The 15,367-nt window shown below is 70.0% G+C and carries 14 protein-coding genes; 11 read left to right on the top strand and 3 right to left on the bottom strand.

The window, feature by feature from the left end:
- The first annotated feature begins 10 nt into the window (after nt 1-10).
- Entirely contained in the window at nt 11-2,131 is a 2,121-nt protein-coding gene (ligA, locus tag DMC61_RS12810; RefSeq protein WP_125689471.1) for an NAD-dependent DNA ligase LigA, read from the top strand.
- Nucleotides 2,124-2,621, top strand: coding sequence for a GNAT family N-acetyltransferase (locus tag DMC61_RS12805; RefSeq protein ID WP_125689470.1), 498 nt, complete (start codon nt 2,124-2,126; stop codon nt 2,619-2,621). Before ligA ends, DMC61_RS12805 begins: the two co-directional genes overlap by 8 nt.
- Before the next feature lie 73 nt (nt 2,622-2,694).
- Here the strand turns inward: DMC61_RS12805 and DMC61_RS12800 are convergent, their stop codons facing one another.
- On the bottom strand, nt 2,695-3,348 hold the full coding sequence (locus tag DMC61_RS12800) for an amino acid-binding protein (RefSeq protein WP_037341914.1): 654 nt from the start codon (nt 3,346-3,348) through the stop codon (nt 2,695-2,697).
- A gap of 244 nt (nt 3,349-3,592) precedes the next feature.
- Here DMC61_RS12800 and gatC point away from each other — a divergent pair, with 244 nt between their 5' ends.
- The 6 genes from gatC to DMC61_RS12770 all read left to right on the top strand — a co-directional run bounded on the left by gatC (nt 3,593) and on the right by DMC61_RS12770 (nt 9,599).
- Nucleotides 3,593-3,892, top strand: coding sequence for an Asp-tRNA(Asn)/Glu-tRNA(Gln) amidotransferase subunit GatC (gene gatC / locus DMC61_RS12795; protein ID WP_005162012.1), 300 nt, complete (start codon nt 3,593-3,595; stop codon nt 3,890-3,892).
- Entirely contained in the window at nt 3,889-5,406 is a 1,518-nt protein-coding gene (gatA, locus tag DMC61_RS12790; protein ID WP_125689469.1) for an Asp-tRNA(Asn)/Glu-tRNA(Gln) amidotransferase subunit GatA, read from the top strand. Before gatC ends, gatA begins: the two co-directional genes overlap by 4 nt.
- Nucleotides 5,403-6,908 (top strand): Asp-tRNA(Asn)/Glu-tRNA(Gln) amidotransferase subunit GatB, encoded by a 1,506-nt coding sequence (gatB, locus tag DMC61_RS12785; RefSeq protein WP_125689468.1) that lies wholly within the window; start codon nt 5,403-5,405, stop codon nt 6,906-6,908. Before gatA ends, gatB begins: the two co-directional genes overlap by 4 nt.
- Entirely contained in the window at nt 6,901-7,410 is a 510-nt protein-coding gene (locus tag DMC61_RS12780) for a hypothetical protein (protein WP_125689467.1), read from the top strand. The genes gatB and DMC61_RS12780 overlap by 8 nt, the downstream gene beginning before the upstream one ends.
- Nucleotides 7,411-7,479: 69 nt before the next feature.
- Nucleotides 7,480-8,175, top strand: a complete 696-nt coding sequence (locus tag DMC61_RS12775) for a cupin (RefSeq protein ID WP_370456403.1) — start codon at nt 7,480-7,482, stop codon at nt 8,173-8,175.
- Between the two features lie 26 nt (nt 8,176-8,201).
- A complete protein-coding gene (locus DMC61_RS12770) occupies nt 8,202-9,599 on the top strand; it encodes a DUF6351 family protein (protein WP_125689465.1) in 1,398 nt (465 codons plus the stop codon).
- A gap of 7 nt (nt 9,600-9,606) precedes the next feature.
- Here DMC61_RS12770 and DMC61_RS12765 read toward each other — a convergent pair whose 3' ends face one another.
- Complete coding sequence (locus DMC61_RS12765) at nt 9,607-10,830, bottom strand: sorbosone dehydrogenase family protein (protein ID WP_125689464.1); 1,224 nt, start codon at nt 10,828-10,830, stop codon at nt 9,607-9,609.
- A gap of 62 nt (nt 10,831-10,892) precedes the next feature.
- Between DMC61_RS12765 and DMC61_RS12760 the strand changes: the two genes are divergently transcribed.
- The 3 genes from DMC61_RS12760 to DMC61_RS12750 all read left to right on the top strand — a co-directional run bounded on the left by DMC61_RS12760 (nt 10,893) and on the right by DMC61_RS12750 (nt 13,441).
- A complete protein-coding gene (locus tag DMC61_RS12760) occupies nt 10,893-11,798 on the top strand; it encodes a 2-hydroxyacid dehydrogenase (RefSeq protein ID WP_125689463.1) in 906 nt (301 codons plus the stop codon).
- Nucleotides 11,799-11,830: 32 nt separating this feature from the next.
- Nucleotides 11,831-12,655, top strand: a complete 825-nt coding sequence (locus tag DMC61_RS12755) for a DUF72 domain-containing protein (RefSeq protein ID WP_125689935.1) — start codon at nt 11,831-11,833, stop codon at nt 12,653-12,655.
- Nucleotides 12,656-12,898: 243 nt separating this feature from the next.
- Nucleotides 12,899-13,441, top strand: a complete 543-nt coding sequence (locus tag DMC61_RS12750; protein WP_125689934.1) for a DoxX family protein — start codon at nt 12,899-12,901, stop codon at nt 13,439-13,441.
- A gap of 58 nt (nt 13,442-13,499) precedes the next feature.
- On the opposite strand, the gene ilvD is transcribed toward DMC61_RS12750, so the two are convergent.
- Nucleotides 13,500-15,344: a dihydroxy-acid dehydratase gene (gene ilvD / locus DMC61_RS12745; protein ID WP_125689462.1), complete on the bottom strand. Its 1,845-nt coding sequence runs from the start codon at nt 15,342-15,344 to the stop codon at nt 13,500-13,502.
- Between the last annotated feature and the right edge of the window lie 23 nt (nt 15,345-15,367).

Genomic DNA, 15,367 nt, shown 5'->3' with positions numbered 1-15,367 from the left:
GGTTACCCCCGTGAGCAGCGAACTTCCCGAAAACATCGAGCCGGCGCAGGACGTCACCGACGTGCCTGCCGACGTCCGTGAACGGCATGCCGAGCTGGCGGAGGAGATCCGCGGGCACCAGTTCCGGTACTACGTGCTGGATTCACCGATCGTGTCCGACGGCCAGTTCGACGAGCTGCTCAACGAACTCCAGGCCATCGAGGACGAGCATCCGGGACTGGTGACGCCGGAGTCGCCGACGCAGAACGTCGGCGGCACGTTCTCCACCGAGTTCGTCGCGCACGACCACCTCGAGCGCATGCTCAGCCTCGACAACGTCTTCGACACCGAGGAGTTCGAGGCCTGGGTGGAGCGGGTCCAGAAGGAGATCGGCGCGACGAAGTACCTCGCCGAACTGAAGATCGACGGGCTCGCGATCAACCTGCTGTACGAGAACGGCCGCCTGACCCGCGCGCTGACCAGGGGCGACGGCCGCACCGGCGAGGACGTCACGCTCAACGTCCGCACGCTGGAGCAGGTGCCGGAGCGGCTGACCGGGACGGACGAGTTCCCGGTGCCCGCACTGGTCGAGATCCGCGGCGAGGTGTACTTCCGCGTCGAGGACTTCCTGGCGCTGAACGCGAAGATGGTGGAGGCGGGCAAGGATCCGTACGCGAACCCGCGCAACACGGCCGCCGGGTCGTTGCGGCAGAAGGATCCCAAGATCACGAAGTCGCGCAACCTGCGGCTGATCTGCCACGGCCTCGGCAAGCGTGAGGGCTTCGAGCCGAAGCGCCAGTCCGAGGCGTACGACGCGCTCGCCGCATGGGGCCTGCCGGTCTCCCCGCACAGCAAGGTGCTGACGTCCGGCAAGGAATTGCTGGAGCACATCCAGTACTGGGGAGAGCACAGGCACGACGCCGAGCACGAGATCGACGGCGTCGTCATCAAGGTCGACGAGGTCGCCCTGCAGCGCCGTCTCGGTACGACGTCGCGCGCGCCGCGCTGGGCGATCGCCTACAAGTACCCGCCGGAAGAGGCGATCACCACCCTCCTGGATATCCAGGTCAACGTCGGCCGCACCGGGCGGGTCACCCCGTTCGCGGTGATGGAGCCGGTGAAGGTGGCCGGATCCACGGTCTCGATGGCGACGCTGCACAACCAGGAAGAGGTCAAACGCAAGGGCGTGCTGATCGGGGACAAGGTCGTCATCCGCAAGGCGGGCGACGTCATCCCCGAGGTGCTCGGCCCGGTCGCCGACGCGCGCACCGGCGAAGAGCGCGAGTTCGTCATGCCGTTGCGCTGCCCCAACTGCGACACCGAACTGGCGTACCAGAAGGAGGGTGACATCGACATCCGTTGCCCCAACGCGCAGTTCTGCCCGGCGCAGCGCCGGGAGCGGTTGTTCCACCTGGCGAGCCGGAACGTCTTCGACATCGAGGTGGTCGGATACGAGGCCGCGGTGGCGCTGCTGGACGCCGGGGTCGTGCACGACGAGGGCGACATCTTCGACCTGGACGAGGAGAAGCTGCTCCAGGTCGAGCTGTTCCGCACCAAGGCGGGCGAGCTCTCGGCCAACGGGCGCAAACTGCTGGAGAACCTGGAAACCGTCAAAGATCGGCCACTGTGGAGGGTCATCGTCGGGCTGTCGATCCGGCACGTCGGCCCGACGGCCGCGCAGGCCCTCGCCCGGGAATTCGGTTCGCTGGAACAGATCGAGAACGCCTCCGAAGAGGAGCTCGCCGCCGTCGACGGCGTCGGCCCCACCATCGTGCGGGCCGCGAAGGAATGGTTCGAGGTCGATTGGCACCGCGAGATCGTCGAGAAGTGGCGCGCGGCGGGCGTGCGGATGGAGGAGGAGCGCGACGAGTCCGTCCCGCGCAACCTCGAAGGCCTGTCCATCGTCGTCACCGGCTCGCTGAACGACTACTCCCGTGACGAGGCCAAGGAGTTCATCATGGCCCGCGGCGGGAAGGCGGCCGGTTCCGTGTCGAAGAAGACGGCGTTCGTCGTCGTGGGCGACGCGCCGGGCACGAAGTACGACAAGGCCGTCCAGCTGAAGGTGCCGGTGCTCGACGAGAACGGCTTCCGTGTGCTGCTGGAAGACGGGCCCGAGGCCGCGGCCGAGCTCGCCCTGCCGACCGATGAGTGACCTGGAGATCCGGCCCGCGCGGCCGGAGGAGCTGACGGCCGTCGGCGAGCTCACGCTGGCCGCGTACTCCGCGGAGCGGAGCCTCGTCGACGGCGTGGGCTACGCCACCGAACTGCTCGACGCCGCCCGGCGGGCGGAACTGGCGGAACTGCTGGTCGCGGTGGGCGGGGACGGCACGCTCGTCGGCACCGTCACCATCGCCCGGCCGGGGACGCCTTTCGCCGAGCTGTCCCGCGAGGGCGAACTGGAGTTCCGGATGCTCGGGGTGCTGCCGTCGGCGACCGGGCGCGGCATCGGCGAGGCCCTGACCAGGGCGGTCATCGCGCGGGCGCGGGAACTCGCCGCCGTGAGGGTGGTGCTGTGCAGCCTGGAGACGATGACGCGGGCGCATCGGCTCTACGAGCGGCTCGGCTTCGTGCGGCTGCCCGAGCGGGACTGGGAGCCGCATCCCGGGGTGTCCCTGATCGCGTACCGCCTGGAGCTCGCCTAACCCCCGCATTTAGTCCTCTGAATGCGGTACTTGCGCGTGCAACCACCGCATTCAGAGGACGAAATGCCTAAGGTCAGCTGTCCAGTACGACGGCGACGATGCCGGCGAAGTGCGCCAGCCGCGCCACCTCGGCGGCCCGGAAGTTCGGCCCGCCCGGCCGCGCGACCAGCAGCGCCTTACCCGGCTTCCCCAGCGGAGTCGCCGCGAGTTCGGTCCCCAGTTCCTTCCACGTCTCCGGCACCCAGGCCTCCTCGGCGTCGAGGATGGTGGCGCGTTCCAGCGGCAGCCACGGCAGGTCGGTGATCGGCGTCTCGGGCGCGGCGTTGGACGACGCAAGCCGGATCGCGCCCGCTTCGGCGTGTTCGACGACGACGGCCCAGCCCGCCCGGATGATCCGCGGCACCCCCTCGGCGAGGATCTCCAGCCCCGAAGCGGGCTTCGCGGCGATCTCCTCGACCAGTTCGAGCTCACGATGGGTGTCCAGCACCCCGGCGTACGGCCGGACGGCGTCGACCTCGACCCCGTCGACGCTTTCGGCGGCGGTGATCAGCGCGTCCGGCAGCCTGCCGGAGGGGATTTCGACGACGAGGTCGTCGATGGCGACACCGCCGCCCCGTTCGACGACGTCCACGCTCAGGATGTCGGCGCCGACGGTGCCGAGCGCGGTGGCGACCGCGCCGAGGGTCCCCGGGGTGTCCGGTAACTGGACCCGGATCAGGAACGACACACGCGCCCCTCTCGCCTCAGGCGTCCCAGCCTCGCCGTGGAACGCGCTACGCCGGGCGCCGATTGTGACAGACCGGACGAGGTAATGGGGACCGACGTCCGGGGCGCGGGATAACGAACCAGGCACTCCTTACCCGACATGGGAGCGCAGGCCGCGGCATAACCCAGTCGAGTCCGCCGACGCCGCCACCATAGACTTGCAGCTTCCGACAGAACCCGCACAGCACACCCCGGGAGTCACCCGCGTGCCCAACATTTCCCGCGACGAGGTCGCACACCTCGCCAAGCTGGCCAGGCTTGCCGTCACCGAAGAGGAGCTGGACGTCTTCGCAGGCCAGCTCGACCAGATCCTGGACTCGGTGGCCAAGGTGAGCGAGGTCGCAGGCGAGGATGTCCCGCCCACGTCGCACGCCGTGCCGCTGACCAACGTGTTCCGTGAGGACACGGTCCGACCGGGGCTGACCCAGCAGCAGGCGCTGGCCGGTGCGCCGGCCAGCGAAGAGGGTCGTTTCCGGGTGCCGCGGATTCTGGGAGAAGAACAGTGACCGAACTCATCAAGCTCACCGCCGCCGAGCTGGCGGAGAAGATCCAGTCCCGCGAGGTCTCGGCCGTCGAGGTCACGCAGGCCCACCTGGACCGGATCGCCGAGGTCGACGACCACATCCACGCGTTCCTGCACGTCGACACCGAGGGCGCGCTCGAAGCCGCCCGCGCGGTGGACGCCGACGTCGCCGAGGGCAACGCGCCGAAGTCGGCGCTCGCCGGTGTCCCGCTGGCGCTCAAGGACGTGCTGACCACCAAGGGCATCCCGACCACGGTCGGTTCGAAGACCCTGGAGAACTGGCTCCCGCCGTACGACGCCACCGTGACGCGCAAGCTGCGCGAGGCCGGTGTCGTGGTGCTCGGCAAGACCAACATGGACGAGTTCGCGATGGGTTCCTCCACGGAGAACTCCGCGTTCGGCCCGACCCACAACCCGTGGGACCACGCCCGCATCCCGGGTGGTTCCGGCGGCGGCTCCTCGGCGTCCATCGCGGCGTTCGAGGCCGCGATCGCGATCGGCACCGACACCGGCGGCTCGATCCGCCAGCCCGGCGCGGTCACCGGCACCGTCGGCGTGAAGCCGACGTACGGCGGTGTCTCCCGCTACGGTCTCGTCGCCTTCTCCTCATCGCTCGACCAGGCCGGTCCCTGCGCGCGGACGGTGCTCGACGCCGCCCTGCTGCACGAGGTCATCGCCGGGTACGACCCGATGGACTCGACCTCGATCGACGCGCCGGTCCCGCCGGTGGTCGCCGCGGCCCGCCAGGGCCTGACCGGTGACCTCAAGGGCGTCCGTGTCGGCGTGGTGAAGGAATTCGCCGGCGACGGCTACCAGCCGGGTGTGCTGCGGTCGTTCGAGGCCGCCGTCGAGCAGCTGCGCGCGCTCGGCGCCGAGGTCGTCGAGGTCTCGTGCCCGAACTTCATTTACGCGCTGCCCGCGTACTACCTGATCGCGCCGAGCGAGTGCTCGTCGAACCTCGCCCGGTTCGACGCCATGCGCTACGGCCTGCGCGTGTCCGACGACGGCGCGCACAGCGCCGAAGAGGTCATGTCGCTGACCCGCGAGAAGGGCTTCGGTCCCGAGGTCAAGCGCCGCATCATGCTCGGCACGTACGCGCTTTCGTCGGGCTACTACGACGCGTACTACGGCTCGGCGCAGAAGGTCCGCACGCTCATCACCCGCGACTTCGAAGCCGCGTACGAAAAGGTGGACGTGCTGGTCTCGCCGACCACGCCGACCACGGCGTTCAAGATCGGCGAGCGCGTCGACGACCCGATGGCGATGTACCTGGCGGACCTCTGCACCATCCCGTCGAACCTCGCCGGCAACGCCGCGATGAGTGTCCCGAGTGGACTGTCGCATGAGGACGGCCTGCCGGTCGGCCTGCAGATCATGGCCCCGGCGATGGCCGACGACCGGCTGTACCGCGTCGGCGCCGCCTACGAGGTCGCGCGCGACGCCGCCAACGGTGGCTCGCTGGTGCACGAGGTTCCGGAGCTGGGAGGAAAGAAGTGACCGCCGTGGTGGAACTCATGGACTACGCCGACGTCATCGAGCGGTTCGACCCGGTGCTGGGCCTCGAGGTGCACGTCGAGCTGAACACGAACACCAAGATGTTCTGCGGCTGCGCCAACGAGTTCGGCGGCGAGCCCAACACCAAGGTGTGCCCGACCTGCCTCGGCCTGCCCGGTTCGCTGCCGGTCGTGAACGGCAAGGCGGTCGAAGGCGCGATCCGCATCGGCCTCGCGCTCAACTGCGAGATCGCCGAGTGGTGCCGGTTCGCCCGGAAGAACTACTTCTACCCGGACATGCCGAAGAACTTCCAGACCTCGCAGTACGACGAGCCGATCGCCTTCAACGGCTACCTCGACGTGACGCTGGACGACGGCGAGGTCGTGCGGGTGGAGATCGAGCGCGCGCACATGGAGGAGGACACCGGCAAGTCGCTGCACGTCGGTGGCGCCACCGGGCGGATCCACGGCGCCGAGCACTCGCTGCTCGACTACAACCGCGCCGGCGTGCCGCTGATCGAGATCGTCACCAAGCCGATCGAGCACACCGGCGGCCGCGCCCCCGAGGTCGCCCGCGCGTACGTGAGCGCCCTGCGGGATCTGCTGCGCGCGCTGGACGTTTCCGACGTCCGCATGGACCAGGGTTCCCTGCGCTGCGACGCGAACGTTTCGCTGATGGCCAAGGACGCGACCGAATTCGGCACGCGCACCGAGACCAAGAACGTCAACTCGCTGCGCAGCGTCGAGCGCGCCGTGCGCTACGAGATGACCCGCCAGGCGGCGATCCTCGCCGAGGGCGGTTCCATCAAGCAGGAGACGCGGCACTTCCAGGAGGCCGACGGCACCACGTCTTCGGGCCGCACCAAGGAGACCGCCGAGGACTACCGGTACTTCCCGGAGCCCGACCTGGTCCCGATCGCGCCGTCGCGCGAATGGGTCGAGGAGCTGCGCAAGACGCTGCCGGAGATGCCGTCGGAGCGCCGCAAGCGCATCCAGCAGGAGTGGAACCTGACCGACGAGGCGCTGCGCGACCTGCTCAACGTCGGCGCGGTCGACCTGGTCGCCGCGACCGTCGAGGCGGGCGCGACGCCGGACGAGGCCCGCAGCTGGTGGGTCAACACGCTGGCGCAGGAGGCCAACTCCCGCGAGATCGAGCTGGCCGAGCTGGCGATCACCCCGGCTCAGCTGGCCGAGGTCATCGCGCTGGTCAACGCCGGTGAGCTGACCAACAAGCTGGCCAAGGAGGTCGTGCAGGGCGTTCTCGCCGGCGAGGGTTCGCCGTCCGAGGTCGTAGAGAAGCGCGGCCTGAAGGTCGTCTCCGACGACTCCGCGCTCATCGCGGCGGTCGACGAGGCGCTGGCCGCGCAGCCCGACGTCGCCGAGAAGATCCGCGGCGGCAAGGTGGCCGCGGCCGGGGCGATCGTCGGCGCGGTCATGAAGGCCACCAAGGGCCAGGCCGACGCCAAACGCGTGCGCGAACTGATCGTCGAGCGAGTCGGTGCCTGATCTCGCTTTGAAGAAGGTCACCTGGCGTGAGTGGCTCGGCCTCGCGGCCGGGCTGCTCGCGCTGGTGGCCTTGTTCCTTCCGTGGACGACGCTGACCGCCTCGCGCCCGGAAATCGAAGACGTGCTGAAGACGTTGCCCGCCACCGACGTCACGCGTGACGCGTGGCGTTCGGGCTTCCTCGCCTGGGCACCGCTCTTCCTCCTGTTCCTTCCCGGCCTCGCGGTCGTGCTGTTCGGCCGCGTCGACGCCGTCCGCAGGGCGGGCCTGCCGCATCTGTGGCTGATGGCGGCCATCGGCGCGTTGCTGCTGATGGTGCTCGGCTGGACCACCCTCGACTGGCAGTTCGACGCCGACCAGCGCGGGATCCTCTCCGCCGCCGGCATCGAGATCGGGACCGGTCTCGGTCGTTATCTCGGCCTGGTGGCCGCCGTGGTCTCCGTCGTCGTGGCGTTCTTCGACGTCCGGCGCCTGCGTTCCGAGACCCGCACCCGTCGCCCCTGAATTCCCCCCCCTCCCGCATTTAGTCCTCTGAATGCGGGTTGAGAAAGCGCTTTCACCGAGGAGATCATCGTGTTCCCGCTTCCTGGCGGTATCGGGCTTTCCCATCTGTGCGCCTACGAATGGGAAGCCGCGGACGGGGTGTGCGGCGGCAGCCCGCATCTGCATCTCGCCTGTACCGAGGCCTACGTCGTCACCGGCGGACGCGGCGCGGTACAGACACTCGACGTCGGCGGCTACCGGGAGACCGAACTCGAACCCGGTGTCGTCGCGTGGTTCGCGCCCGGCACGGTCCATCGGATGGTGCAACGCGACGACCTGCGGATCACCGTGCTCATGCAGAACAGCGGGCTGCCCGAAGCGGGCGACGCGGTCTTCACCTTCCCGCCGCCGGTCCTCGCCGACGCGGACGCGTACGCGGAGGCCGCCGCGATGCCCGCGGACGACGACGCGGCCCGCCGTCGCCGTGATCTCGCGATCGAGGGCTATCTGCCGATCCGCGACGCGCTCGCCGCGGGGGATCCCGGGCCGCTGCGGGACTTTCATCGCGCGGCCGCCGCGCTGGTCGCGCCGAAGGTCGAGGCCTGGCTCCCGCGCTGGCGGACCGGGGCGCTGGCCGCCGCCGAGCTGACCGGCGAGCACTTGAGGGCACTCGCGAGCGGCGACGCGAGCCACTTGGAGCACTCCGGCGTCCGGGTCGCCGGTCCGTCCGGAGAAGACAGCTACGGGATGTGCGGGAGGCGGACGGAGTACCGCATTGACATGTGACCATTTGGTCACCTATTTTGTTCTGCATGACCACTTCACGCAGGACACTCGTCACCGTGCTCGTCGCGGTCCTTCTCGGCACGCTGTTCACCGCCGCGCCGGCGGCCGCCGAAGGGCGCGCGCGTATTTACGAAGGCACCATCGACGGAGCCGACTACCTGGTCAAAGTGCCGAAACGCTGGAACGGCACGCTGGTGCTCTACAGCCACGGGCTCTATGTGGACCCATGGGCGCCGAAGCAGATCATGTTGTCCACCAGACCCGAGACCGAGGCTTGGTTGCTCGATCAGGGTTACGCGCTGGCCGCGTCGAACTACAAGGGCACCTTCGGGCACGCCATCGAAGAAGCCTTGACCGATCAGATCGCGCTACTGGACTGGTTCGAGGCCAACGTGGGTGAACCGCGGCGGACCGTCACCAGCGGAATGTCCATGGGCGCCGTGATCTCCTTGAAGCTGGCCGAGAACAACCCGGGCCGGTTCGACGGTGTCCTGGCGCAGTGCGGCGAGTACGACGCGCACGGCACGTGGAACAGCGCGCTGGACATGCTCTTCGCGCTCAAGACGCTGCTGGCGCCGGACGCGGACATCGACCTGGTCCGGCCTCGTGATCCGGCGGCATCGAAGGCGGCACTCGAAGCCGCCGTCGCCGAAGCGCAGAAGACCGACGCGGGCCGGGCGCGGATCGCGCTGGCAGGCGCGCTGGGCACCATCCCCGGCTGGGCACTCGCGCACGAACCGGAGCCGACGGCCCTCGCCGACCGCCTCGCCCACCAGGCGATGTGGGTCGCCGGTGCCTACCTGTACGGCTATGGGCCCGATGCGCGTCCCGAAATCGAGCGCCGGGCCGGTGGAAACCCGTCGTCCAACGTCGGGATCGACTATCGGCGTCAGCTCGCCCGGTCCACCGGTCTCGACCTGGTCCGGCAGGCCTACCGGACGGGCGGCGTGGATCTGGAAGCCGACCTCGACCGGCTCGCCGAGGCCCCGCGGATTTCGGCGGATCCGAAGGCCGAGGCCTACATGCGGCACTACACCGTGGCGCGCGGCACGACGCCGTCGCCCGTGCTGACCACGCACACCACCGGTGACGGCGGCGCCGTCGCGGGGCAGGCCCGGTGGTACGGCGACCAGGTCCGGCGCAACGGCGATCCCGCGCTGCTGCGGCAGACCTACGTGAACCGGGGCGGTCACTGTTCGTTCAACGCGGCCGAGGAGATCGTCCTGCTGCGCACCCTGCTGTCCCGTGTGGACACCGGCCGCTGGCCGTCCACCGAACCGCACCGGCTCACCGCCGCCGCGAACGCGCTGGGCGACGGCTACCGCCTCGTGCCGGAGCTTTTCGACCCGGACGGCAAGGAAAAGCCGATGCCGCCGTCGTTCACGCGGTTCGCACCGGCGCCCCACCCGCGGCCGTCGAGGTAAGGACCGCTCAGTCCTTGCCGCCTCCGCCGGAGCTGGCCGACGGCGTGATGATGACGACGCGGTCGTCGCTCGAAACCGGCGAACCGCCGTCCTTGTTGATCGTCCCGGCGACCGCGATCTGCGGGTTGATCATGCTCATCGCGGACATCCTGCCGAAGGTCTTCGGCGGCTTGCCGACCTTGCCGTCCATGGCGACGCTGGGCTTGCCGGTCACCGCTCCGTCCGGGGTGACCGGCAGGTTCTGCAGGTTGCCCGCGATGGACGTGGTGATGGAGAGGTATCCGGTGGTACCGACGAAATCGGCGCAGCCCGCCACACCGGGTTTGTCGGTCCAGCTCCAGGCCGGGGTGGTCAGCGGCTGGCCGCCGCGAAGCCGGTACAGGACGTCCTTGTCGGCCAGCCGGTCGGTGAGCCACACACGGGAACCGGCCTGGTCGCGGCAGATCCCGCCGGGGGAGTGCACGCCGGTCGCGAAGACCGCCGAGCCCGCCGTGGGATTGCCCGGCGCCGGTTTGCCGGAGGTGTCGATGCGCAGCACCTTCCCGGCCAGCGACGCCGGATCGGCCGCGAGCCCGGGGTTGCCCGCGTCGCCGGTGGCGACCAGGAGGGCACCCTTGGCGTCCGTGCCGATCGCGCCGCGGTTGCCGGTGGCCCCCTTGGGAATCCCGGTCAGCACCGGTTTCGGCGCCTGGCCCTTCGCCAGGCGGACGACCCGGTTGTCGGTCGGCGTGGTGATGTAGGCGAAGACGAGCTGGTCTTCGGCGAAGCCGGGGGAGAGGGCGAGCGAGGTGAGGCCGCCGTCGCCGGAGCCGTCCACGGGAACGGTCGCCCAGGCGGCCGGGTCCTTCTCCGCGGCGGCGAGCAGGATCCGGCCGCTCTTGCGTTCCCCGGCGAGCGCGCTGGGGGCGCTGCCGTCACCGGGGATCGCGGCCACGGCGGCGACGGTGTCCAGGCAGGTCGCGATGACGGCCTTGTCGAAGTCCTTGCAGCCCTGCGGCGGCGGGACCGGCGTCGGCGCCTGGTTCGGCCCGTTTCCCCGGCCGGGGCCTGCTTCACCCGCTTCACCGCCCGGCCCGACCTGCGGCGGGACCTCGGGGGACGGCGGGTTGACCGGGGTGAACTTCTGCCCGGCGGCCGTGTTGTCGAATTCGGCGCAACCGGAGAGCATCAGCGCGCCGCAGGCCAGCATGGCCAGCGGCGCGGTCCATTTCCGCCGGTACCGGGTACGCACGGGCCCAGCCTAGGTGGGCGTACGTGAGCCACGGGTAAGCGGTGCTCGATACCGTGGCGATCATGACTGTGACCGTTCTCGTGCCCGACGAAGAGGGAGTGGCCGCGCTTTCGGAGATCGAGGGCGTGCGTGCGGTGGTGTACCGCCGCGGGGAGCCGGTGCCCGCCGAAGCCGCCGAGGCCGAGGTCCTCGTTACCGGTGAGGGGCCCAGCGAGGAACTCTGGCGCGAACTGCCGAACGTCAAACTCGTGCAGCTGCTGGCGGCGGGCGCCGAGGAGTGGGTGGGCAAGGTGCCGGACGGCGTGCTGCTCTCGACCTGTCGTGGCGCGCACGGCGGAAGCTCGGCCGAGTGGGTCGTCGCGGTCCTCTTGACCATCTACCGGGATCTCGATGGTTTCGCCGACGGCCACCGGCGGAAGCACTGGGAACGCCGGATCACCGACACCCTGCAGGGCAAACGGGCACTCATCGTCGGCGCGGGTGACCTCGGCAGGCATCTGCGCCGTCGGCTGGAGACGTTCGACGTGCGCTGCACGATGGTGGGCGCGACGGCCCGTGAGGGCGTGCACGGCAACGACGAACTCCCCGGCCTGCTGCCCGAACACGACATCACCGTCCTGATGGTGCCGCTCACGCCGCATACGCGGGGCATGGTCGACGCGGAGTTCCTGGCCGCGATGCCGGACGACGCGATCCTCGTCAACGTGTCGCGGGGTCCGGTGGTGGACACCGCCGCGCTCGTCGCGGAACTCGCGTCGGGACGGCTGCGCGCCGCCCTCGACGTCACCGACCCGGAGCCGCTGCCCGAGGGGCATCCGCTGTGGGACGTGCCGGGACTGCTGCTGACACCGCACGTCGCGGGCGCGGTGAGCGGGCGGCGGCAGCGTGCCTACGCGGTGGTGGTGCGGGAGTTGAGCCACTATCTGGGCGGGGAGCTGCCGAAGAACCTGGTCCACGGCGAATACTGAGCATCGTGGCGAATCTTCATGTCGGCTGCGCGATGTGGACGCACAAGGCGTGGGCGGGCCGGTTCCTGCCGCGGTCGCTGCCCGCGGGGGAGCGCCTGCGGGCGTACGCCGGCTGGTGCAACGCGGTCGAGGGCAACACGACCTTCTACGCGACCCCCGCCAGGGAAACCGTCGAGACGTGGGCGCGGCAGACCGGACCCGGCTTCCGGTTCGTGGTCAAGCTGCCCAAGGTCGTCACGCACGAGAAACGGCTCGCCGGGGTCGAGACCGAGATGCGGGCGTTCCTGGACGCGATCGAACCCCTCGGCGAGCGGGCGGTCCTGTGGACCCAGCTGCCCGCCTCGTTCGGCCCGCCGGACGTCGACGCCCTCGGCCGCTTCCTGCGCCGTCTCCCCGCCGGTCTCCGACGCGCCGTGGAGGTGCGTCATCCCGCGTTTTACAGCGACACCCGCGCGACGGCGCTGCTGGAGTCGGCACTGACCGACGCGGGTGCCGAGTGGGTGCCGTTCGACACCGAGGTCTTCTTCGCGAGCCCGCCGATCAGCGAAGCCGAACAGGATGCCTGGGCGAAGAAACCGCGGCTGCCGCGGCGGACGCGGGCGCTGACCGACCGGCCGATCGTCCGCTATCTGGGCCGTGACGCGACCGAGGTGACCGTCGAGGGATGGCGGCCGTGGACCGAGGTGGTCGCCGGATGGCTGCGGGAGGGCCGTTCGCCGACGGTCTTCGTGCACACCCCCGACAACGACGACGCACCGGCGCTCGCCCGCCGCTTCCACGACGACGTGCGCGCCCTGGTGCCCGGTCTCGACCCGCTGCCGGAGCCCGAACCGGTCGAGCCCGCGACCTTGTTCTGAGCCGTCACGGAGGACACGCGTGACTGGACGGACGACACGCGTGTCCAGATGGACGGCTCGCGTGACTGGATGGACGACACACCTCGAGGTCGGTTTTGTTGCCGTGTCGTCCGTCCGATCACGCGTGTCGTCCGTTCAATCACGCGAGATGTCCGTTTCGACACGGCGAGGTCCGGCGGTTCGGTCGCCTGACGGGCCGGTTTCCCCTACCCTTCGCGCGTGAGCGATGACTATCAGACCAGCATGATCTCGGACGTGGCCGACGCCGACCGTGGCCCCGGCCCGGCGGAGACCAGGGGCGGGATCGATCTCGGTCTGCTCGTCCTGCGGGTGGTGCTCGGCGTGACGATGGGCGCGCACGGGCTCCAGCACCTCTTCGGCGCCTTCGGCGGCCCGGGGGTCGGCGGCTTCGCCAGGGCACTCGGCGAGCTCGGCTACACCAGCCAGACCACGCTGCTCTCGTGGATCACCGGGATCAGCGAGGTGGTCGGCGGCGCGCTCGTGCTGGTGGGCCTGTTCACCCCGATCGGCGCCGCCGCGCTGCTCGGCGTCTGCGCGAACATCGTCTACGTGAAGTTCGGCGGCGGGTTCTTCCAGAAGCAGGGGCAGGGCTTCGAGTTCGAGCTCCTGCTGGCCGCGGCTTCGCTGACCGTCCTGCTCGCGGGCTCCGGGCGGATCGCGCTGGACGTCAACACCCCGTGGCGGAAGCGGCCGCTCTCGTTCGGGCTGATCGGGTTGCTGCTGGCCGCGGCCGCCTCGGTCGTGGTGATCGTCCTCTGCCGCTGACCACCCGCAGTCAGAGGACTAAATGCGCTCGTTGCGCATTTAGTCCTCTGAATGCGTGCTACTTGTTCGGGTCGCGGACGGCGCCGGTGTCGGCCGAAGTCGCCATCCGCGCGTAGGCCCGCAGCGCGGCGGTGATCTTCCGGTCCCGCGAGACCGGCTGCCACGGCCGCTCGCTCGCCTCCATCTTCGCGCGCCGCTCGGCGAGCACGTCCTCGTCGACGAGCAGTTCCAGCCGCCGCTCGTGGACGTCGAGCAGGATCCGGTCGCCGTTCTGGACCAGGCCGATCGCCCCGCCCGCGGCGGCCTCGGGCGAGATGTGCCCGACCGAGATGCCCGACGAGCCGCCGGAGAACCGGCCGTCGGTGATCAGCGCGCACTTCTTGCCCAGCCCCGAGCCCTTGAGGAACGCCGTCGGGTGCAGCATCTCCTGCATCCCCGGGCCGCCCGCCGGGCCTTCGTAGCGGATCACCAGCACCTCACCGGGCTGGATCTCCTTCTTGAGGATGGCCGAAACCGCCTCCTCCTGGCTTTCCAGCACCCGCGCCGGGCCCTCGAAATGCCACAGCTCCTCGTCGATGCCCGCCGACTTGATGACGGCGCCGTTCTCGGCGAGGTTGCCGCGCAGGATCGCGAGCCCGCCGTCCTTGGTGTAGGCGTGCTCGACGTCGTGGATGCAGCCGCCGACGGCGTCGGTGTCCAAAGAGGACCAACGGTTCTCGGTGGAGAACGCCTCGGTGGTGCGGACTCCGCCCGGAGCGGCGTGGAAAAGCTCGATCGCCCGCTCCGACGGCTCCTTCGCCCGGATGTCCCAAGTGGACAGCCACGACTCCAGATCCGGTGAGTGCACGGAGTGGACGTCGGTGTTCAGCAGCCCGCCTCGGTACAGCTCGCCGAGGATCGCCGGGATTCCGCCGGCGCGGTGGACGTCCTCCATGTGGTAGTCCGAGTTCGGCGCGACCTTCGACAGGCACGGCACGCGGCGGCCGATGGCGTCGATGTCGTCGATGGTGAAGTCGACCTCGCCCTCCTGCGCGGCGGCGAGGATGTGCAGCACCGTGTTGGTCGAACCGCCCATCGCCATGTCGAGGGCCATCGCGTTCTCGAAAGCCTTCTTCGACGCGATCGAGCGCGGGAGCACGGACTCGTCGTCCTGCTCGTACCAGCGCTTGCACAGCTCGACGACCGTGCGCCCGGCGTCCTCGAAGAGCGCCCTGCGGGCGGCGTGCGTGGCGAGGGTGGAGCCGTTGCCCGGCAGAGAGAGCCCGAGCGCCTCGGTGAGGCAGTTCATCGAGTTCGCGGTGAACATGCCCGAGCACGAACCACAGGTCGGGCAGGCCGAGCGCTCCACAATGGACAGTCCGTCCTCGTCGACCTCGCTGCTGGCCGAAGCCGCGATCGCGGTGATGAGGTCGGTCGGCGCCTGCGCGACCCCGCCGACGACCACGGCCTTCCCGGCCTCCATCGGCCCACCCGAGACGAACACCACCGGGATGTTCAGCCGCATGGCGGCGTTCAGCATGCCCGGGGTGATCTTGTCGCAGTTGGAGATGCAGACCAGCGCGTCGGCCTGGTGCGCGTTCACCATGTATTCGACGGAGTCCGCGATGATCTCGCGCGAGGGCAGCGAGTAGAGCATTCCGCTGTGCCCCATGGCGATCCCGTCGTCGACGGCGATCGTGTGGAACTCGCGGGCGACCCCGCCCGCCTCCTTCACCGCGTCCGCCACGATCTCGCCGAGATTTTTGAGGTGCACGTGCCCCGGCACGAACTGGGTGTAGGAGTTCGCGATGGCGACGATCGGCTTGCCGAAGTCGCTGTCGGTCATTCCGGTGGCGCGCCAGAGCGAGCGCGCGCCCGCCGCGTTGCGGCCGTGGGTGGTGGTCCGGGAACGGAGTTGAGGCACGGCTGACTCCAAGGTTCGGGATG

Origin of the sequence: Amycolatopsis sp. WAC 04169 (assembly GCF_003947535.1) — a bacterium.
In the GTDB taxonomy this organism is placed as follows: Bacteria; Actinomycetota; Actinomycetes; order Mycobacteriales; family Pseudonocardiaceae; genus Amycolatopsis; species Amycolatopsis keratiniphila.
Note: the sequence above shows the minus strand (reverse complement) of the source record. Positions and strands in the feature narration are given on the sequence as shown.